Below are 19,055 nucleotides of genomic sequence, written 5' to 3' on the forward strand. Positions count from 1 at the left end.
GACCTGGGCAAAAATGCCTAGCGGTCCGCGACTCCGGCTTCGGGGAACTCCCGAGACGTCCCCCGAAGGTCGGGGCCGCGGACCGCACATGGCCGGGGACAACGGCCATAGCAGGCGCTGGTGAGGTGGGGCTCACCAACTGCTGTGCACGATCATGCAACAACAGCAGGCGGAGTTCCCGATCCTGCGATCCTCATAAAAGTGCAGTGCAGGAACCTGCAAAGCAGGTCAGGCCCGAGAGGGGTTCCCTCAGCCGCGGTAGGCAGCCCACATGGACTGTGCTCGCGACGCCTGGCCGGGGGTGAACTCGGTGTAGCAGTCGTCGAAGCTGTAGTCCATGAAGTTGTGGATCGGGTCGAGACCGGGCAGGACGCAGGAGTCTCGTCCGACGGGGCACCCGGAGGTCGGGCTGCTCTGCGCGGGCGTGTCCGCGACCTCGTCGTTCAGCTCCGTGCATCCTCCCTGGAACGTGTGGTAGAGCCCGAACCAGTGACCCGCTTCGTGGGTCGCGGTCTCACCCTCGTCGTAGTTGGCGATGTCGCCACGCGGCAGCGAGCCGTAGTGCACCCGGATGCCGTCGATGGCGCTGTGCCGGTCGTAGTCCCAGGGGAAGGTGGCGATGCCGAGCCACTTGAAGTCGACCAGCCACATGTTGAGGGCGTTCGCGCCACCCTTGCGGGTGGCGGCGCGGTAGTTGGCGCTGGACCGGTCCTTGTGCCAGGTGTCGTTGAAGAAACGGTCGACGCCCGCGAGCCGGAAGGAGAAGCCGGTGTCGGCGGCGTCCGCGGACTTGGCGCCCGCGAAGCTGCCGTTGAGGACCGCGATCTGGGCGGCGATCTGGCGGTTGGTCACGTTGCCGGTGCCGTCCGCCGCGGCCATCACGTGCACGTAGACCGGGACGGACACGCTGGTGGCCCTCAGTTCGGCCCGGGTCACGCCCTTGGCGTGCAGCCGGGCCCGGGTCTCGCGGGCGATCGCACGCTGCTCCTTCGCGGAGACCTCGCGGTGGTCGGGTCCGTGGCCCCCACGGGCCGAGGACCCTTCTCCCTCGATGCAGGTGGTGCCGATGCGTTCGGCAGCGGGGCGGGCGTGCGCGGGCGCGGCGAGGACGACGTTGAGCGACGTGGCACCCACCACCATCGCGAGGGCGAGCAGCTTCGTTGTGCGCATCGGTGTACGACCTTCCAAGCTCAAGATCGCCCTGGGTGGGCGGGCATCCCTGAGCATCTTCCGGCCAGATCGCACATCTGCGCAAGAACCATCGGGAGCCGGTCGGTCAGCGCCACTCCTTGATCAGGTCCGGGATGTCGGCGAGGCGGTGCGCGACGGCGTCCGGCCGACCCTCGGTGTGGCCGACCTGCGAAGGCGGGATCGCCGAGTGCGGGACGTGGATCGCGCGCATCCCGGCGTTCTGGGCTCCCCAGACGTCGTCGAAGAGCCGGTCGCCGACGTAGACGCAGCGGGCGGGGTCGGTCGCGCCGACCGCCTCGATCGCCGCCGCGAACGCGCGCGGCGACGGCTTCGTCCAGGGGATCTCGCTGGTGTAGACGTCGCCGTCGATCAGGTCGGCGACCCCGTCGCGCTCGAAGAAGCCGACGTGCCACTCCCGTGGCCAGATGGTGTTGGAGAGCACGCCGACCTTGATCCCCTCGGTGCGCAGCCACTCCCACAGCGGCCGCACCTCGCGATCCGTCTCGGTGTGCGGCACCCAGAAGTCGTAGTAGGCGTTCAGGAGCTCCGGGTCGTGCTGGAGCCCGGCCTCGTCGAAGAGGTCGGCGATGGTGGCGCTCTCCTGGCGGTCGCGGCTCCTGCCCCACACCGCCTCCCCCGCCTCGTGCAGCCGCCGCGCGTGGAGGTGACGGTCGTCGTCCTTGCTCGGCGTCGCGACGACCGCGGCCGCCAGCGCCAGGGACTCGGCGTGGAAGTCGATGTCGTGCCAGCGGGTGAGCGTGCCGCCCCAGTCGAAGATGACGGCTTCGATCACCTTTGGGGTGTTCACGCTCTGACGACCCCAGTCAGATGCTCGGGTGCGTCGGCGACGGGTACGTCGGTTCGCTCGCCGGAGCGGCGGTCCTTGACCTCGACCACCCCGTCGGGGAGGCCGCGGCCGACCGTCACGATCGTGGGCACGCCGATCATCTCGGCGTCCTTGAACTTCACGCCGGGGCTGACCTTGGGCCGGTCGTCGTACAGCACCGCAACGCCGCGGGCGTCGAGGTCGGCCGCGAGCCGCTCGGCTGCCTCGAACACGGCCTGGTCCTTGCCGGTGGCGACGACGTGGATGTCGTACGGCGCCACGTTGCGCGGCCAGCACAGGCCGATCTCGTCGAGGGTGTTCTCGGCGATCGCCGCGACCGCTCGCGACGGACCGATGCCGTAGGACCCCATCGTGACCGTGACCAGCTTGCCGTTCTCGTCGAGGACCTGCAGGCCGAGGGCGTCGGCGTACTTGCGGCCGAGCTGGAAGATGTGGCCCATCTCGATGCCGCGCGCCGACTCGAGGGTGCCTCCCTCCTCCAGCGAGCATCGCGGGCAGGGGTCGCCGTCGACGATGTTGGCCGCCTCGATCGTGCCGTCCGGTGTGAAGTCGCGACCTGCGACCAGGTCGATCACGTGGCTGCCGTCGACGTTGGCGCCGGTGACCCAGCGGGTGCCGGTCACGACGCGGGGGTCGACCAGGTAGCGGATGCCGCTCTTGCCCTCGCTGCCGAGCACCTCGGGGCCGATGTAGCCCTTGACCAGGTCGGGGTGCTTCTGGAGCTCGTCGTCGTCCATCGGCTCGACCTCCAGCGGCTCGAGCTGGCCGCCGAGGCGCTTGAGGTCGACGTCGCGGTCGCCGGGCAGGCCGATGGCCAGCGGCTCCTTCGTCCCGTTGGGGTGGACCAGCAGCACCAGCACGTTCTTGAGGGTGTCTCCCGCGGTCCACGGGCGGTCATCCCTGGGGAGCTCCTGGTTGAGGTGGTCGACGAGGGTCGCGATGGTGGGGGTGCCCGGGGTCGCCTCGGCGTGCGCGGCGGGTGCGTCGTCGTAGGGCACCGCCTCCGGTGCTCGCACCTCGACCGCCTCGACGTTAGCGGCGTAGTCGCAGCGGGTGCAGCGGACGTAGGTGTCCTCGCCGACGTCGGCCTTGGCGAGGAACTCCTCCGACTTCGAGCCCCCCATCGCGCCCGAGGTCGCCTTGACGATGACGTACTCGAACCCGAGCCGGTCGAAGATCCGGATGTAGGCGTCGCGGTGCGCCTGGTAGCTGGCGTCGAGGCCGGCGTCGTCGATGTCGAAGGAGTAGGAGTCCTTCATCGTGAACTCGCGACCGCGCAGCAGTCCGGCGCGGGGTCGCGCCTCGTCCCGGTACTTGGTCTGCACCTGGTAGATCGAGAGGGGCAGGTCCTTGTAGGAGCTGTAGAGGTCCTTCACCAGGAGCGTGAACATCTCCTCGTGGGTGGGGCCCAGCAGGTAGTCGGCGCCCTTGCGGTCCTTGAGGCGGAACAGGCTGGCGCCGTACTCGGTCCACCGGTTGCTCGCCTCGTAGGGCTCACGGGGCAGCAGCGCGGGGAAGGACACCTCCTGAGCACCGATCGCGTCCATCTCCTCGCGGATGACCGCCTCGATCCGCCGCAGCACCCGCAGGCCGAGCGGGAGCCAGGTGTAGATGCCCGGCGCGTTCCGGCGGATGTAGCCGGCCCGGACGAGGAGCCGGTGGCTCGGGACCTCGGCGTCCGCAGGATCGTCACGAAGCGTGCGGACGAACAAGGTCGACATCCGGGAGATCATGGGCACAGGTTAGGCGGGCGGCTCCGTGCGCCGGAAACCAGTTACCGCCGCCCGCGGCCCGACCAACGACCCTCAGCCGCGTCCGGCCTGCCAGGCGCCTCGGATGGGCTGGCCTCTCGTCAGAACATCACGGTCGCGAACCGGGTGGTCTCCCGGAAGCCGACGCGCTCGTAGGCCCGGCGGGCCGGCGCGTTCCATTCATTGACGTAGAGCGAGACGGCTGGCGAGATCCGGTCGCGCACCAGCGAGACGACGGCTGCCATCCCGGCCACCGCGAGACCTTCGCCGCGGCGGTGGGGCGGGACCCAGACCCCCTGGATCTGCGCGGCATCGGGGGTGGCGCACGCCACCTCGGCCTTGAAGACGAGCTCGCCACGGTCGAAGCGGGCGAACGACCAGCCGCGGCTGATCAGCTGCAGGACTCGCGTGCGGTAGAGCTCGGATCCCCCACCGGTCTCGGGCGAGACCCCCACCTCCTCGGTGTACATCGCCACGCAGGCCGGATAGAGGGCGGGGAGGTCGGTGCGCGCCGTCACCCGGACCGCCGGGTCCGGCGCCACCTGCGGTTCTGCGTCGATGACCAGGTGCCGCTGGTCCCAGCGCTCGTCCCGCGGTCGGCCCCAGGACTCGCCGACAAGGTCCCAGAACGCGCGCACCGCGTCCTGGGGCCCGACGATCGTCGAGGCGGTACGACGGCGCGCCAGCGCCCGCTCGGCGAACACGGCCGCGTCCTCGGGACCCGCCTGGACAGGCACCAGGTTGGCGGCGACGTGACAGGCGGAGACCAGGCGGCCACCGTCGAAGCGGCCCCACATCTCACCTCCGAGCCAACGCGGCTCGAGGCTGGTGGTCTGGGCACGGTGGATGGCGAACACGTTGACGACCGGGTCCTGGTTGGCGAGCGCCAGGAACTCCTCCAGGTCGGCCGCCGCGAGGACACGCACACCGTGGCGGGTCGTCAGCACGGGGCGAGCCTACGACGTACGAGCCGGCTTCGGCGGACCTGTCAGCGGCTACGGGGCCGTTCCGGCGCGACGGTCATGGGTGACCAGCAACCGCGGAGTGATCACCGGGCGCGCGCATTGTATCCGATCCGATAACTTGACCTCCGCGCGATAATTCGGGCCCGATCGCGCACGGACCGAGCGTCGGCGCCGCCGGGTGGGCTCGAGGTCCCAGAGGGAGAGCAACATGTTGCCTGTCGGTCGTTCGTCCAGATTCCTCGCGGGTGCCGCGCTCGTCGGCACGTTGGTCACCGGCTACCTGCAGACGGCGTCGCCGAGCGTGAGCGCGGCGCCCAACAAGCCAGGAGACGGGGTCAGGGCCGCGGCGACGTACGACGCGTGCGGCGAGGTCAGGACGAAGGTCGACGGCACGCCGTGGACGTGCACGTTCGCCGACAACTTCAACGGCAAGTCGCTCGACGGCGGCAACTGGCTCGTCGGCGAGACCGCCTTCTCCGGCTTCACCACCGGCAGCACCTGCTTCACCGCCAGGAACGTCGCCGTGCGCTGGGGCATGCTCCGGCTGACGGCGCGGGACGAGGGCTACCCCTTCACGTGCCGCTCGCCGAACGGCTCGTTCGTGACCCGCTACACCGGCGGCCACATCGGGACGCGTGGCCGCTTCACCCAGACCTACGGGAAGTTCGAGATCCGTGCCCGCTATCCCAGGACGACTGCCGGCGTGGGGATCGGCTACTGGCTCTACCCCGCGAAGCTGACGTACGGCGCCTGGCCCGCGTCCGGCGAGATCGACATCGCCGAGTGGTGGTCCAACGTCCCCAACACCACTCTGCCGTCGCTGCACTACCCGGGGAGCAACCCCTCGGTCGACTCCGGGTGGGGCTGCACCGTCGCCACCCCGACCTACTTCCACACCTACGGCGTCGAGTGGTCGAGCACCGAGATGGTCTTCAAGATCGACGGCCAGGAGTGCTTCCGGAGGTCGTGGACACCCGCGTGGCCCCTGGTCGCGCCGCAACCCTTCGACCATCCGTTCGAGATGGTGCTCAACGCGGGCGTCGACCGGACGACCGGTCCGAACGCCGTCACAGCGGCGACCGTCCTGCCCGCGACGTACGAGGTCGACTACGTGAAGGCCTGGCGATGAGCGCCGCTCTCACTTCAGGACCGACTCGAGCAGACGTCGGACGACGGCGAGCTGACGCCGCATCTGGGTGGGGTCGCCGGTCGTCCGGGCCAGGAGGTAGGCGCCTTCGAAGGTCACGAACACGTGGTCGGAGAGCGCCGGCACGTCGATGTCGGAGCGGTCGCCCACCGCTGCGGTGAGCAGCTCGGCGTAGCGCTCGCGCCAGATGGTGACCGCCTTGGTGATCGGGTCCGACGTCCCGGCGTCCACCAGGTCCATCTCGGCCAGCACGGAGGTGTAGAGGCAGCCCGTCGTGCCGGTCATGATCTCGTCGGCCATGTCCTCGTAGAAGCGCACGAACGCGACCGCGCGATCCGCCGGGCCGGGCCCGGCGTCGTACGCCGCAGCCATCCCCTGCTCGAGCATCTCGAGGTCGTCGGCGACGTACTCCGCCACGAGCGCGTCGGCGAGGTCCCGCTTGCTCGGGAAGTGGTGGAAGAAGGCGCCCTTCGACGACCCGGACGCAGCGATGACGGATTCCACGGTCGTCGCGCGGAACCCGTTGTCGATCACCAGGCGGCGCGCCGCCGCGAGGATCCGATCTCGGGTAAAGCTTCCGTCCCGGGGCACGAAACCCATTGTTTCAGACCGTCTGGTCTGATACAAACCTCGTTCCAGACCAAACGGTCTGAAACGATGGAAGGAGCACCCCGTGACCCACCAGCTGCTGACCGATGGCGGCCTCGAGACCGAGCTCATCTTCAACCGAGGGCTCGACCTCCCGGAGTTCGCGGCGTTCCCCCTCGTCGACACTGACGAGGGCAGGGACACGTTGCGGAGCTACTACGCCGCCTACGTCCGGATCGCCGTGCGCGCCCAGGTGCCGATGCTGCTCGAGACGCCGACCTGGCGCGCCAACCCCGATCACGGCGCTGCGCTCGGCTACGACGCCACCGCGCTCGACCGCCTCAACCGGCGCTCGGTCGAGCTGATGAACGAGATCGCGAACGAGCACGACGACGAGCTCGTCGGGTGGCAGGTCGGGGGGATCCTCGGGCCGCGCGGCGACGGCTACCTGGCGGCGGGCGGTGTCGATCCGGCCGAGGCCGCGAGCTACCACCGTCCCCAGCTCGCCGCGTTCGCGGCAGCGGGCGCCGACCGGGCGACCGTGCTCACGCTCACCGACGTCGGGGAGGGCATCGGGATCGCCCGAGCGGCTGCGGACGTCGGCCTACCCGTCGTCATCGGATTCACCGTCGAGACCGATGGGCGGCTGCCCGACGGCAGCCCCCTCGCCGCGGCGATCGAGGCGGTGGACGCGACAGCCGCGCCGTCGTACTTCCTCATCAACTGCGCGCATCCCACGCACATCACGCACGCGGTGGACGACGGTGCCTGGCAGCAGCGGATCGGCGGCCTCCGCGTCAACGCGTCGACGATGAGCCATGCTGAGCTGGACGTCGCGGAGGAGCTCGACGACGGCGACCCCGCGCGGCTGGCGACGGATCAGCTGCCGCTGCTCACCGCCTTCCCCAACCTCGAGGTGCTCGGGGGCTGCTGCGGCACCGACGCCCGCCACGTCGCCGAGATGTGGGGCGTAGGTGAGCGACCGAGGGCGGTCAGCTGACGCTGACCGAGGGCTCCGCGCCCTCGACCGGCTCCATCGACTCGGCGATCCGCAGCGCCTCCTCGATCAGGGTCTCCACGATCTGCGACTCGGGCACGGTCTTGATCACCTCGCCCTTGACGAAGATCTGGCCCTTGCCGTTGCCGGAGGCGACGCCGAGGTCGGCCTCACGCGCCTCGCCGGGTCCGTTGACGACACAGCCCATCACGGCGACCCGCAGCGGCACCTCCATGCCCTCGAGCCCCGCGGTGACCTGCTCCGCCAGCGTGTAGACGTCGACCTGTGCGCGGCCGCAGCTCGGGCAGGACACGATCTCGAGCTTGCGCTCGCGGAGGTTGAGCGACTGGAGGATCTGGAGTCCGACCTTGACCTCCTCGACCGGCGGCGCCGACAGCGACACCCGGATCGTGTCTCCGATGCCCCGGGACAGCAGGGCACCGAAGGCGGTCGCGGACTTGATCGTGCCCTGGAAGGCCGGACCGGCCTCGGTGACGCCGAGGTGGAGCGGCCAGTCGCCCTGCTCCGCGAGCAGCTCGTAGGCGCGCACCATCACGACGGGGTCGTTGTGCTTGACCGAGATCTTGAAGTCGCGGAAGCCATGCTCCTCGAAGAGGCTGGCCTCCCAGACCGCCGACTCGACGAGCGCCTCGGGGGTCGCCTTGCCGTACTTCTCGAGCAGCCGCTTGTCGAGCGACCCTGCGTTGACGCCGATCCGGATGCTGGTGCCGCGGTCGGTAGCAGCGCGCGCGATCTCCTTGATCTGGTCGTCGAACCGCTTGATGTTGCCGGGATTGACGCGCACCGCGGCGCAACCGGCGTCGATCGCGGCGAAGACGTACTTCGGCTGGAAGTGGATGTCGGCGATGACCGGGATCTGGCTGTGCTGGGCGATCTCGGGGAGCGCCTCCGCGTCGTCCTGGCTCGGGCAGGCGACCCGCACGATGTCGCAGCCGGAGGCTGTCAGCTCGGCGATCTGCTGGAGCGTGCTGTTGACGTCGGCGGTCAGGGTCGTCGTCATCGACTGGACCGAGATCGGGTGGTCGCTGCCGACGCCGACCTTGCCCACCTGGATCTGCCGCGTCTTGCGGCGAGGAGCCAGCACCGGCGGGGGTGCTGCGGGCATGCCGAGGCTGATCGCGGTCATGGCCCCAGGGTACTTCCGGGGCTTGCCTCGAGCGTCATCGAGAGGTCAGTGCGGCATCGATCAGCTGCCGTCGAGGTGGACGGGCACGACGAGGTCGCCCACGATCAGCACCACGCCCATGACCAGCATCGCCGACGCGACGACGTAGGCCACCGGCAGCAGCTTCGCCGCGTCGACGTAGCCGGGATCGGGACGACCGCGAAGCCGTGCCAACCCGCGGCGCAGCGCCTCCCACAGGGCGCTGGCGATGTGGCCGCCGTCGAGCGGCAGGAGCGGGACGAAGTTGAACATGCCGATGAAGAAGTTGAAGCCCGCGATCAGCATCAGCAGCGAGATGACCTTCTCGTCGACCTGGATCTCCTCGTGCGCTGCCGTCTCGCCCGCGAGCCGTCCGCCGCCGACGATGCTGACCGGCCCCGCCGGATCGCGCTCCTCGAGGCCGAAGATGGCCTGGCCGACGTCGAACACCTTCATCGGGAGGGTGCCGAGGGCCTTGACCACGTCGACGGTCATGCCGCCCATCTGCTCGAGCGTGTAGAGCGGTCCGCCGGTGGTCGCGTACGACTCCGGACGAACACCGAGGAAGCCGACCGGCTCCGGTTCGTCCGCGTCCTCGCTGAGGAACCGCGGCGTCACCGTGGTCTCGGTGACGATCGTCATCAGCTCGCCGTCGCGCTCGATCACGATGTCCGCGCGGCGGTCCTCGTTGTCACGGATCAGCTGCTGGACCTGCTCCCAGTCCTCCGCCTCGACGCCGTTGAAGGAGACGATCCGGTCGCCGGCCTCGATGCCGGCCTCGAAGGCCGGAGTCGGCTGGTCGCGGATCTCCTCGTCGGTGCACACCCGACCGGACTCCTCCGCCGGCACGACGCACGCCTGCACCTCCTCGATCGTCGTGGTGGCCGACTGGTCGGCCGCGTTCCCCCAGGTCGCGAAGACCGCCGCGAAGATGCCGAACGCGATCAGCAGGTTGACCGACGGGCCGCCGGCCATCACGACGACCTTCTTCCAGGACGGCATCTTGTAGAACAACCGGTCGGCGTCGCCGGGACCGACCAGCTCCCACTCCGCGGCGCGGGCGTCCGAGATCAGCTGCGTGAACATGCCCGTGTTGGACTTCCGGACCCGGGTGACCTGCCGGCCCTCCGCGTCGTACGTGACCTCGTCGGCGAGCTCGGCAGCCGCCGGCGGCAGCATCCCGACGATCTTGACGTAGCCGCCGAGCGGGATCGCCTTGACGCCGTACTCCGTCTCGCCGACCTGCTTGCTCCACACCGTGGGGCCGAAGCCGATGAAGTACTGCGTGACCTTCCCGCCGAACTTCTTCGCCGGGATCATGTGGCCGAGCTCGTGCAGCCCGATCGAGACCAGGATCGCGACCACGAAGACGAGCACCCCGAGGGTGTAGAGCAGGGCGGCGGTCATCGCTGGGTGGAGGTCCTCATCGATCCGATGGTGCGGGTGGCGGCTTCGCGGGCCCACGCGTCGGCGGCGAGGACGTCGTCGAGCGTGAGCTGCTGATCCGAGGGTACGTCGTGGTCGGCAAGCACGCTGCCGATGACGTCGACGATGCCTGGGAACAGGAGCCGGCCGTCGTGGAACGCGTCGACGCAGACCTCGTTGGCGGCGTTGTAGACCGCCGGCGCGGTGCTTCCGCGGCGACCGGCCTCTCGTGCCAGCACGACGGCCGGGAACGCGACGTCGTCGAGCGGCTCGAACCGCCAGTCGGCGGTCTTGGTCCAGTCCACCGGCGTCTCCGCGTCGGGCACCCGGTCGGGCCAGGCCAACCCGAGCGCGATCGGGACCAGCATGGTCGGGAGCCCGATCTGGGCCACCACCGCGCCATCGACGAACTCGACCATCGAGTGGATGAGCTGCTGCGGGTGGACGACGACGTCGATCCGGTCGAACGGCACGTCGAAGAGCAGGTGCGCCTCGATCACCTCGAGACCTTTGTTGACGAGGGTCGCCGAGTTGGTCGTGATCACCCGGCCCATCGCGAAGTTGGGGTGCGCGAGCGCCTGCTCCGGCGTGACGTCCGCCAGCTCGGCGAGGCTACGGCCGCGGAACGGGCCGCCGCTCGCGGTCAGCACGAGGCGACGTACCTCCTCGCTGCGTCCGCCCCGCAGGCTCTGCGCGATCGCGCTGTGCTCGCTGTCGACCGGCACGATCTGGCCGGGTTGTGCCCGCTGCTTGACCAGCGGGCCGCCGATGATGAGCGACTCCTTGTTGGCCAGCGCCAGAGTGCGGCCGGCGTCGAGGGCGGCCAGCGTCGGCCGCAGGCCGACCGCACCGGTGATCCCGTTGAGGACGACGTCGCACGTCAGCTGTGCCGCCTCGACCGATGCCTCCGCGCCCAGACCGGAGAAGGCCCCGGGGTGGTGGGCGGTGACCTCCTCCACCTGCCGGTCGAACAGCTCTCGGTTGCCGCCCCCGGCCGTGATCCCCACGACCCGGAACCGGTCGCGGTTGGCGCGCACGATCTCGAGCGCCTGGGTCCCGATCGACCCGGTCGAGCCGAGGATGACGACGTCTCTCACAATCGCCCATCCTTCCAGCCGACGACTGGCATCCTCGAACCGTGCCCCTCCGCGCTCCTCGCGCCGCCGTTCTCGTCGGCGTGGTCGGTCTCCTCCTGACGTCCGTCGTCGCACCGCGCGCGGACCCAGCAGCCGCGCAGGTGGCGGGCTCGCGCGGCGGCTGCACCGGCCGGATCGCGCTCACCTTCGACGACGGGCCGGCGAGTGGACCCACCGACCAGCTGCTCCGGATCCTGCGCGACCGCGGCGTCCCGGCGACGTTCTTCATGGTCGGCCAGCGCGTGGTCGCCGCACCACGGCTCACCCGCGCGGTCGAGCGCGGCGGCTTCCTGATCGCCAACCACTCGTGGGCGCACGTCCGGATGACGACCCAGACGCGTTCGGAGGTGGCGGCGTCGCTGCGGACCACGACGCGCGCCCTGCGCCGGGTCGGCACCCACCCGACGGGGTTGATGCGGCCGCCGTACGGCGCCCTCGACGCGGCCGCGCGGGACGGCGTCCGCGACGCCGGGCTGGTGCCGGTGCTGTGGAACGTCGACTCCCGCGACTGGGAGAGCGGCACGGCCTCCCAGATCGCGGCACGAATCCTCGCCCAGCTGCGACCGGGCGCGAACATCGTGCTCCAGCACGATGGCGTCACCCGGTCGCCGATCTCGATCGCCGCGGTGCCCAGGGTCGTGCGAGGCGCCCGGCAGCGTGGCTACTGCTTCACCGCACTGGACGAGCGCGGTCGGCCCGGGTTCCCCACGCCTCGGGTGTCGGTGTCGGTGACCGATGCCGCCGAAGGACGCCACGCCGTGGCGACGATCCGGTTGACCAGACCGCCCGGGCGCACGACGTCGGTGCGGGTGCGCACCGTCTCGCGCACAGCCCGGATCGGGCAGGACGTGCAGCGGATGACCCGCCGGGTCGGAGTGCCGGCCGGCCGGCTCACGGTCCGGGTGCCGATCGCAGTGGTCCGCGACCGCACCGACGAGCCGCTCGAGAGGTTCGCGGTCCGGATCACCCGGCCGCGCGGCCTCGCGCTGGGGCGGGACGTCGCCGTCGGGCAGGTCCGCGACCGCAACGTTCCTCCTCTGGTCCGTGGCGCCGACGTGACCGTGCCGGAGCCGGCGGCGGACACCGTCGTCCCTGTCACCTTCACGCTGGCGCGTCCGAGCGGCAAGCAGATCCGGTTCGTGCTGCGGACGGTTGCCGGGTCGGCGGACGGCACCGACTTCGTCCGCACCCGACAGGACGTCGTGCTGGCGCCTGGAGAGACGTCGGTCGAGCTGCCGGTGACGGTCCTTGCCGACAGCCTCGGCGAGCCGGACGAGACCTTCCGCGTCGAGGTGGTGCGGGCCCGGAACGTCCGGATCGGGCGTCCGTCGACGGTGACGATCGCCGCTCCGCAGCCGTAGCCGGTCAGTCGTCGAGGAGGCCGTCTGCCGCCGCGTAGGGGTCGGACTCCCCCGCCACCACCGCGGCTGCCAGGCCATCCAGCCGGTTTCCCTCGTCGACCGAGCCCCAGCGCTCACGGAGCGCGGTCAGCGCGATCGCCTCGATCTCGTCCCGCGCGCGCCGTACCCGTCGGCGCTCGAGCTCACCGCTCTCCCCCGCCCAGGCGCGGTGGGCGTCGATCGCGTCGACGACCTCGGCGGCTCCCTCGCCCGCCGAAGCGACGGTCTTCAGCACCGGCGGCCGCCAGGCGCCCTCCGGACGCTCGGCGAGGGCGAGCATCGACCGCAGGTCGCGCCGGACCTGGTCGGCGCCGTCCCGATCGGCCTTGTTGATGACGTAGACGTCGCCGATCTCGAGGATGCCGGCCTTCGCGGCCTGGATCCCGTCGCCCATGCCCGGTGCCAGCAGCACGATCGTGGTGTCGGCGAGCCGGGCGATCTCGACCTCGCTCTGCCCGACGCCGACGGTCTCGACCAGGATCACGTCGCAGCCGGCCGCGTCGAGCACCCGGAGTGCCTGCGGGGTCGCCCGCGAGACGCCGCCGAGGTGGCCCCGTGCGGCCATCGAGCGGATGAAGACGCCGGGGTCGGTGGCGTGCTCGGACATCCGGATCCGGTCGCCGAGCAGGGCGCCGCCCGAGTACGGCGACGACGGGTCGATCGCGAGCACCCCGACCCGGAGGTCGCGACCGCGCAGCTCGGCGACGAGCGCGTTGGTCGAGGTCGACTTGCCGACGCCCGGCGAGCCGGTGAGACCCACGACGTGCGCCCGCCCGGCGTACGGCGTCAGCGCCGCCATCACCTCGCGAAGAAGCGATGAACCGTCCTCGACCTGCGAGATCAGACGGCCGATCGCCCGGGCCTCGCCGTCGCGGGCCCGGGCGACCAGCTCGTCAGGTGACTCAGTTCGACGGGACACGCACGATCAGGGCGTCGCCCTGGCCGCCGCCTCCGCACAGCGCGGCCGCGCCGGTGCCGCCGCCCCGGCGCTTGAGCTCGAGCGCGAGGTGGAGGACCACCCGGGCGCCGGACATGCCGACGGGGTGGCCGAGCGCGATGGCGCCGCCGTTGACGTTGACGACGGCGTTGTCGATGCCGAGCTCCCGTGCCGACGAGATGCCGACAGCTGCGAACGCCTCGTTGAACTCGACCAGGTCGAGGTCAGTGGGGGCGATCCCTTCCTTCTCGCAGGCCTTCGCGGTCGCGACGGCCGGCTGGAGCTGGAGGGTCGAGTCGGGGCCGGCGACCTGGCCGTGCGCACCGATCTCGCAGAGCCAGTCGAGCCCGAGCTCCTCGGCCCTCGCCTTGCTCATCACGACGACGGCGCAGGCCCCGTCGGAGATCTGCGACGCCGAGCCGGCCGTGATCGTGCCCTCCTTGGAGAACGCCGGGCGCAGCTTGCCGAGCGACTCGGCGGTGGTGTCGCCCCGCACGCCCTCGTCCTCCCGGACGATGACCGGGTCACCCTTGCGCTGCGGGATCTCGACGGGGACGACCTCCTCGTCGAAGACGCCGTTCTTCCACGCGACGGCCGCCTTCTGGTGCGACTGGGCCGCGAACTCGTCCTGCTCCTCGCGGCTGAGGTTCTGCGCCGCGGCGTTGCACTCCTCGGTGAGCAGGCCCATGGCCTGCTGCGTGAACTGGTCGAACAGCGCGTCGTAGGCCATCGAGTCGACGAGACTCACGTCGCCGAACTTGATGCCCTCGCGGGACTTAGGCAGGAAGTGCGGGGCGTTGGTCATCGACTCCATGCCACCCGCGACCACGACGTCGACCTCGCCCGCACGGATCAGCTGGTCGGCAATCGCGATCGAGTTGAGGCCGGAGAGGCAGACCTTGTTGATCGTGATCGAGGGGACGCTCATCGGGATGCCGCCCTTGTGGGCAGCCACGCGAGCAGGGTTCTGACCGGCGCCGGCCAGGATGACCTGACCCATGATCACGTAGTCGACCTGGTCGGGGCTGACGCCCGACTTCTCCAGCGCGCCCTTGATGGCAACGCCACCCAGGTCCGCAGCGGAGAGGCTCTTGAGACCGCCGCTGAGGCGACCGATGGGGGTGCGGGCACCGGCGACGATGACGCTGGGGTTGTCGGACATTCTTCCTCCGTGAAGACGAACGGGTGAAACCTTGTCGACTGTACTCGCGGGCGTCACGGGCGGGCGAGGGGTCTCAGTCGGGCTGGGATGAGTCGCTCGTCACAGCGGCCGATCGGCACAATGACGCCATGAGCCTGAACGACGTGCAGCACCTCTTCACCGCCATCGACCACGTCGGCATCGCCGTGCCGGACCTCGACGAGGCGATGGCGTTCTACACCGAGACCTATGGCATGACGGTGGCGCACGAGGAGACCAACGAGGAGCAGGGCGTCCGCGAGGCCATGGTCCGGGTGGGCGAGAGCGACTCCATGATCCAGCTGCTCGCACCCCTCTCCCCCGACTCGACGATCGGCAAGTTCCTCGACCGCAGCGGACCGGGTCTGCAGCAGCTCGCGTACCGGGTGGCCGACATCGACGCGGTCTGCGCGACGCTCCGGGAGCGCGGCCTGCGGCTGCTCTACGACGAGCCGAAGCGCGGCACGTCGAACAGCCGGGTCAACTTCATCCACCCCAAGGACGCCGGCGGCGTGCTCGTCGAGCTCGTGGAGCCGGCCGGCAACGGTCACTGAGCCCAGGCGAACCTGACCTCCTCCCCCGGCCGCAGCTGGGCGAGCCGGTCGGAGTCGTCGTCGACGACGACCGCCATCACCGGGTAGCCGCCGGTGACCGGGTGGTCCGGCCCGAACACGACGGGCTCGCCGCCGGACGGGACCTGGATCGCGCCGCGGGTCGCGCCCTCGCTCGGGAGCTGTCGCGTCGGGTCGAGCAGGTCGATCCGGCCACCCGTGAGCCGGATCCCGACCCGGTCCGACGCCGGCGCGACGGACCAGGTGGTCGCGACGAGCGTGGCAGGGTCGCGCACCCAGTCGTCGCGCGGACCACGGACGACCCGCAGCACCGGGCGGTCGCCGTACCGCATCGCGGGGACGGCGTCGACGCGCATCTCGTCGGCCGTCTCGCTGCCGACGGGCAGCGCGTCGCCGACGGCGAGCGGCGCCGGCCCGAGCCCGGCGAGGGTGTCGTGCGAGCGCGAGCCGAGGACCGCCGGGACGTCGATGCCGCCCCGCACGGCGAGGTACGACCGGAGGCCGCTGGCCGGCAGTCCGAGCGCGAGCCGGCTGCCCGGCCGCAGCGCGAGCACCGCGCCCGTCGGCTCGGGGCGGCCGTCGAGCCGGAGCGGCGCCGGCGCGCCGGCGCCTGCGAGCCAGACCGTGCCGTCGACCGCCTCGACCTCGAGGCCGCCGAGCACGACCTCGAGGGTCGCGGCGCCGGCGGTGTTGCCGACCAGCCGGTTGGCGAGGGCGTACGACGACCGGTCGGCCGCGCCCGACCGTCCCACCCCGATCGCGGCCTGTCCCGGGCGGCCGGCGTCCTGGACCAGGGCGAGGCCGACGCGACGGACGAGCAGGGAAGTCATGTCCGGGAAATCATGCGCGCAGGAACCGCACCGTCGCGCCGGCGTAGAGCAGCGCCGGCGGATCGCGGTCGAGGTCCCACATCGCGACCTCCGTCCGCCCGATCAGCTGCCAGCCGCCGGGCGACTCCCGCGGGTAGACGCCGCTGAACTCCCCCGCCAGCCCCACCGCTCCCGTGGGCACCTGGGTCCGCGGCTCGTCCCGCCGCGGCACCTCCAGCCGCGGGTCGCCACCGACCAGGTAGGCGAACCCCGGCGCGAACCCCCCGAACGCCACCCGCCACGGCGTTCCCGTGTGCGCCGCCACCACCTCCTCCTCGCTGAGTCCGGTCATCCGAGCCACCTCCGCGAGATCGGGCCCGTCGTACGTCACCGGGATCTCGACGGTGGATGGTCCCTGACGATCCGCCGGTGATTTCGACGGATCGAGCCGCAGATCGTCAGGGACCATCCCCGTTTCGGCCCTCTCGCGGATCTCGGCCGGATCGACGCCAGGGCGGGCGAGGAGGAGGACCGAGCGGGCGCCGGGGACGACGTCGTCCACCAGGTCGGCCAGCGGACCGGACCGGACGGCGTCGGCGACCAGCACCACCTCGGAGACCTCCTCGACCTCAACGAGCAGGGCGCGGTCGCCGTACGGGAGGAGGCGGGGGGTGTTCATGCGAAGGATGCGACCTGCACCCCGGCGTCGGAGAGCGCGGCGCGGACGGCGGCCGCGGTCTCCACCGCGCCGGGAGAGTCGCCGTGGACGCAGAGGGAGCGCACCTGGCCGGCGCCGGCCAGCCGGACCGCCTGCTCGGCCGCGGCGCTCGGGTCGTCCAGCACGGCGCCGGGCTCGCCGCGGGGGACGAGCGAGCCGTCGGGCAGGTAGGCCCGGTCGGCGAATCCCTCGGGGACCGTGGGCAGCCCGGCCTCGGCCGCGATCGTCAGGAGCAGCGAACCGGGGAGGCCGAGGACCGGCAGGCCGCCGTACGCCATGACCGCCTCCACGACGGCTCGCGCCTGGCCCTCGTGCGCGGTCACCGCGTGGTAGAGCGCACCGTGCGGCTTGAGGTAGCCGACCCCGCCGCCGGCCGCGCGGGCGATGCCGTCCAGGGCGCCGAGCTGGTACAGGACGTCCGCGGCGAGCTCGTCCGGCGGTACGTCGACGAACCGGCGGCCGAAGCCCACGAGGTCTCGGTAGCCGACCTGGGCGCCGATCGCGACGCCGTGGTGCACCGCGCCCTCGCAGGTACGACGCAGGGTCAGCGGGTCGCCCGCATGGAACCCGCAGGCGACGTTCGCGCTGGTCAGGTGCGGGAGCAGTGCCTCGTCGTCGCCGAGCCGCCACCGTCCGAACGACTCCCCCACGTCGGCGTTGAGGTCCAGCGTGGACGGGGGGCCCGGTGGCAGCGTCACCCGCCTATCGTGGCCCATGCTCGCGGCCGTCGGTGATGAGATCACCCTCACAAGGTGCTGAACCTGTGGTTACCGACCGGTATCTTTCGCCCCGGCCGCCGAAACGAACCACAACGACGCAGGAGATCGATCCCCGTGCAGCACATCCTCGACGCCATCCTTGCCGGAGACACCTCCGCGGAGGACTTCGCCAACCTCGACCTGCCCGAGTCCTACCGGGCGGTGACGGTCCACAAGGACGAAGTAGACATGTTCGAGGGCATGGCCTCGAAGGAGAAGGACCCGCGCAAGTCGCTGCACATCGACGACGTGCCGCTGCCCGAGCTCGGTCCCGGTGAGGCGTTCGTGGCGGTGATGGCGTCGGCGATCAACTACAACACCGTCTGGACCTCGATCTTCGAGCCGGTCTCCACCTTCGGCTTCCTGGAGCGCTACGGCCGCGAGTCCGACCTCGGCGCCCGCCACGACCTCGACTACCACATCGTCGGCTCCGACCTCTCCGGCGTCGTGCTCGCCACCGGGCCCGGCGTCACCAAGTGGAAGCCGGGCGACCGGGTCGTCGCGCACTGCCTCTCCGTCGAGCTCGAGGCCCCCGACGGCCACAGCGACACGATGCTCGACCCCTCCCAGCGGATCTGGGGTTTCGAGACCAACTTCGGCGGCCTCGCCGACGTCGCCATGGTCAAGGCCAACCAGCTGATGCCCAAGCCCGAGCACCTCACCTGGGAGGAGGCCGCCTCGCCCGGCCTGGTCAACTGCACCGCCTACCGCCAGCTCGTCTCCACCAACGGCGGCAACATGAAGCAGGGCGACAACGTGCTGATCTGGGGCGCGTCCGGCGGTCTCGGCGGCTTCGCGACCCAGTACGCGCTCAACGGCGGCGCCAACCCGGTCTGCGTGGTCTCGAACGAGGAGAAGGCCCAGATCGTGCGCAACATGGGCGCCGACAAGGTCATCAACCGCTCGGAGATGGACTTCAAGTTCTGGAACGACGAAGGCACCCAGCAGAACCCGAAGGAGTGGCTGCGCCTCGGCAAGGCCATCCGGGAGCTGACCGGCGGCGAGGACATCGACATCGTCTTCGAGCACCCCGGCCGCGAGACCTTCGGCGCCTCGGTGTTCGTGACCCGCAAGGGCGGCACCATCACCACTTGCGCGTCGACCTCGGGCTACATGCACGAGTACGACAACCGCTACCTGTGGATGAACCTCAAGCGGATCATCTCCAGCCACTTCGCCAACTACCGCGAGTCGTGGGAGGCCAACCGGCTGATCGCGCAGGGCAAGATCCACCCCACCCTCTCCCGCACCTACCGACTCGAGGACGTCGGCCAAGCCGCCCTCGACGTGCACCACAACCTCCACCAGGGCAAGGTCGGCGTCCTCGCACTGGCACCCGAGGAGGGACTCGGCGTCCTCAACACCGAGCTCCGCGAGCAGCACATCGACAAGATCAACCTGTTCCGCGGGGTCTGAGACCCACCCTCACCGGTTCCGTCGTTCGACGGAAGCGCGGCCACCCCCGGCGG

At 71.0% G+C, this 19,055-nt stretch carries 18 protein-coding genes; 5 read left to right on the forward strand and 13 right to left on the reverse strand.

The annotated features are described in order from the left end of the window. Nucleotides 1-249: 249 nt before the first annotated feature. The 4 genes from SHK19_RS14335 to SHK19_RS14350 form a co-directional block, all read right to left on the reverse strand. Complete coding sequence (locus SHK19_RS14335; protein WP_322455658.1) at nucleotides 250-1,170, reverse strand: zinc metalloprotease; 921 nt, start codon at nucleotides 1,168-1,170, stop codon at nucleotides 250-252. A 106-nt stretch (nucleotides 1,171-1,276) separates the two neighbouring features. Beyond that, on the reverse strand, nucleotides 1,277-1,999 hold the full coding sequence (locus SHK19_RS14340; RefSeq protein ID WP_322936629.1) for an HAD family hydrolase: 723 nt from the start codon (nucleotides 1,997-1,999) through the stop codon (nucleotides 1,277-1,279). Next, entirely contained in the window at nucleotides 1,996-3,771 is a 1,776-nt protein-coding gene (locus tag SHK19_RS14345; protein ID WP_322936630.1) for a proline--tRNA ligase, read from the reverse strand. The genes SHK19_RS14340 and SHK19_RS14345 overlap by 4 nt, the downstream gene beginning before the upstream one ends. Nucleotides 3,772-3,890: 119 nt before the next feature. Next, nucleotides 3,891-4,736, reverse strand: a complete 846-nt coding sequence (locus SHK19_RS14350; protein WP_322936631.1) for a GNAT family N-acetyltransferase — start codon at nucleotides 4,734-4,736, stop codon at nucleotides 3,891-3,893. A 226-nt stretch (nucleotides 4,737-4,962) separates the two neighbouring features. Between SHK19_RS14350 and SHK19_RS14355 the strand changes: the two genes are divergently transcribed. Beyond that, complete coding sequence (locus SHK19_RS14355; protein ID WP_322455662.1) at nucleotides 4,963-5,883, forward strand: glycoside hydrolase family 16 protein; 921 nt, start codon at nucleotides 4,963-4,965, stop codon at nucleotides 5,881-5,883. Between the two features lie 9 nt (nucleotides 5,884-5,892). Here SHK19_RS14355 and SHK19_RS14360 read toward each other — a convergent pair whose 3' ends face one another. Beyond that, on the reverse strand, nucleotides 5,893-6,492 hold the full coding sequence (locus tag SHK19_RS14360) for a TetR/AcrR family transcriptional regulator (protein WP_322455663.1): 600 nt from the start codon (nucleotides 6,490-6,492) through the stop codon (nucleotides 5,893-5,895). A gap of 82 nt (nucleotides 6,493-6,574) precedes the next feature. On the opposite strand from SHK19_RS14360, the gene SHK19_RS14365 reads away from it, so the two are divergent. Next, complete coding sequence (locus SHK19_RS14365) at nucleotides 6,575-7,489, forward strand: homocysteine S-methyltransferase family protein (protein WP_322455664.1); 915 nt, start codon at nucleotides 6,575-6,577, stop codon at nucleotides 7,487-7,489. Here the strand turns inward: SHK19_RS14365 and ispG are convergent. Genes ispG through dxr form a run of 3 tightly spaced genes read right to left on the reverse strand, consistent with a single transcriptional unit; the run spans nucleotide 7,482 to nucleotide 11,173 of the window. Further along, a complete protein-coding gene (gene ispG, locus SHK19_RS14370) occupies nucleotides 7,482-8,633 on the reverse strand; it encodes a flavodoxin-dependent (E)-4-hydroxy-3-methylbut-2-enyl-diphosphate synthase (protein WP_322936632.1) in 1,152 nt (383 codons plus the stop codon). The genes SHK19_RS14365 and ispG overlap by 8 nt on opposite strands. Nucleotides 8,634-8,693: 60 nt before the next feature. Then, nucleotides 8,694-10,058 carry a M50 family metallopeptidase gene (locus SHK19_RS14375; RefSeq protein WP_322455666.1) on the reverse strand — a complete coding sequence of 455 codons (1,365 nt, stop codon included), beginning with the start codon at nucleotides 10,056-10,058 and terminating at the stop codon, nucleotides 8,694-8,696. Continuing rightward, nucleotides 10,055-11,173 (reverse strand): 1-deoxy-D-xylulose-5-phosphate reductoisomerase, encoded by a 1,119-nt coding sequence (gene dxr, locus SHK19_RS14380; RefSeq protein WP_322936633.1) that lies wholly within the window; start codon nucleotides 11,171-11,173, stop codon nucleotides 10,055-10,057. Before dxr ends, SHK19_RS14375 begins: the two co-directional genes overlap by 4 nt. Nucleotides 11,174-11,214: 41 nt before the next feature. Here dxr and SHK19_RS14385 point away from each other — a divergent pair, with 41 nt between their 5' ends. Further along, on the forward strand, nucleotides 11,215-12,573 hold the full coding sequence (locus SHK19_RS14385; protein ID WP_322936634.1) for a polysaccharide deacetylase family protein: 1,359 nt from the start codon (nucleotides 11,215-11,217) through the stop codon (nucleotides 12,571-12,573). Between the two features lie 4 nt (nucleotides 12,574-12,577). Here the strand turns inward: SHK19_RS14385 and meaB are convergent, their stop codons facing one another. Then, nucleotides 12,578-13,531 carry a methylmalonyl Co-A mutase-associated GTPase MeaB gene (meaB, locus tag SHK19_RS14390; RefSeq protein WP_322936635.1) on the reverse strand — a complete coding sequence of 318 codons (954 nt, stop codon included), beginning with the start codon at nucleotides 13,529-13,531 and terminating at the stop codon, nucleotides 12,578-12,580. Continuing rightward, nucleotides 13,515-14,711, reverse strand: a complete 1,197-nt coding sequence (locus tag SHK19_RS14395; RefSeq protein ID WP_322455670.1) for an acetyl-CoA C-acetyltransferase — start codon at nucleotides 14,709-14,711, stop codon at nucleotides 13,515-13,517. The genes meaB and SHK19_RS14395 overlap by 17 nt, the downstream gene beginning before the upstream one ends. 128 nt (nucleotides 14,712-14,839) lie before the next feature. Here SHK19_RS14395 and mce point away from each other — a divergent pair, with 128 nt between their 5' ends. Beyond that, nucleotides 14,840-15,283, forward strand: a complete 444-nt coding sequence (gene mce, locus SHK19_RS14400) for a methylmalonyl-CoA epimerase (RefSeq protein ID WP_322455671.1) — start codon at nucleotides 14,840-14,842, stop codon at nucleotides 15,281-15,283. Here mce and SHK19_RS14405 read toward each other — a convergent pair. From SHK19_RS14405 to SHK19_RS14415, 3 genes are read right to left on the reverse strand one after another with little or no spacing between them, the layout of a single operon-like run. Further along, nucleotides 15,277-16,131, reverse strand: coding sequence for a 5-oxoprolinase subunit C family protein (locus SHK19_RS14405; protein WP_322936636.1), 855 nt, complete (start codon nucleotides 16,129-16,131; stop codon nucleotides 15,277-15,279). The genes mce and SHK19_RS14405 overlap by 7 nt on opposite strands. Before the next feature lie 10 nt (nucleotides 16,132-16,141). Next, nucleotides 16,142-16,789: a 5-oxoprolinase subunit B family protein gene (locus SHK19_RS14410; protein ID WP_322936637.1), complete on the reverse strand. Its 648-nt coding sequence runs from the start codon at nucleotides 16,787-16,789 to the stop codon at nucleotides 16,142-16,144. Next, entirely contained in the window at nucleotides 16,786-17,520 is a 735-nt protein-coding gene (locus SHK19_RS14415; protein WP_322938697.1) for a LamB/YcsF family protein, read from the reverse strand. The genes SHK19_RS14410 and SHK19_RS14415 overlap by 4 nt, the downstream gene beginning before the upstream one ends. Nucleotides 17,521-17,661: 141 nt before the next feature. Here SHK19_RS14415 and ccrA point away from each other — a divergent pair, with 141 nt between their 5' ends. After that, entirely contained in the window at nucleotides 17,662-19,002 is a 1,341-nt protein-coding gene (gene ccrA, locus SHK19_RS14420; protein ID WP_322455674.1) for a crotonyl-CoA carboxylase/reductase, read from the forward strand. The last annotated feature ends 53 nt before the right edge of the window (nucleotides 19,003-19,055 follow it).

The sequence above is a fragment of the Nocardioides bizhenqiangii genome, assembly GCF_034661235.1.
Lineage (GTDB): Bacteria > Actinomycetota > Actinomycetes > Propionibacteriales > Nocardioidaceae > Nocardioides > Nocardioides bizhenqiangii.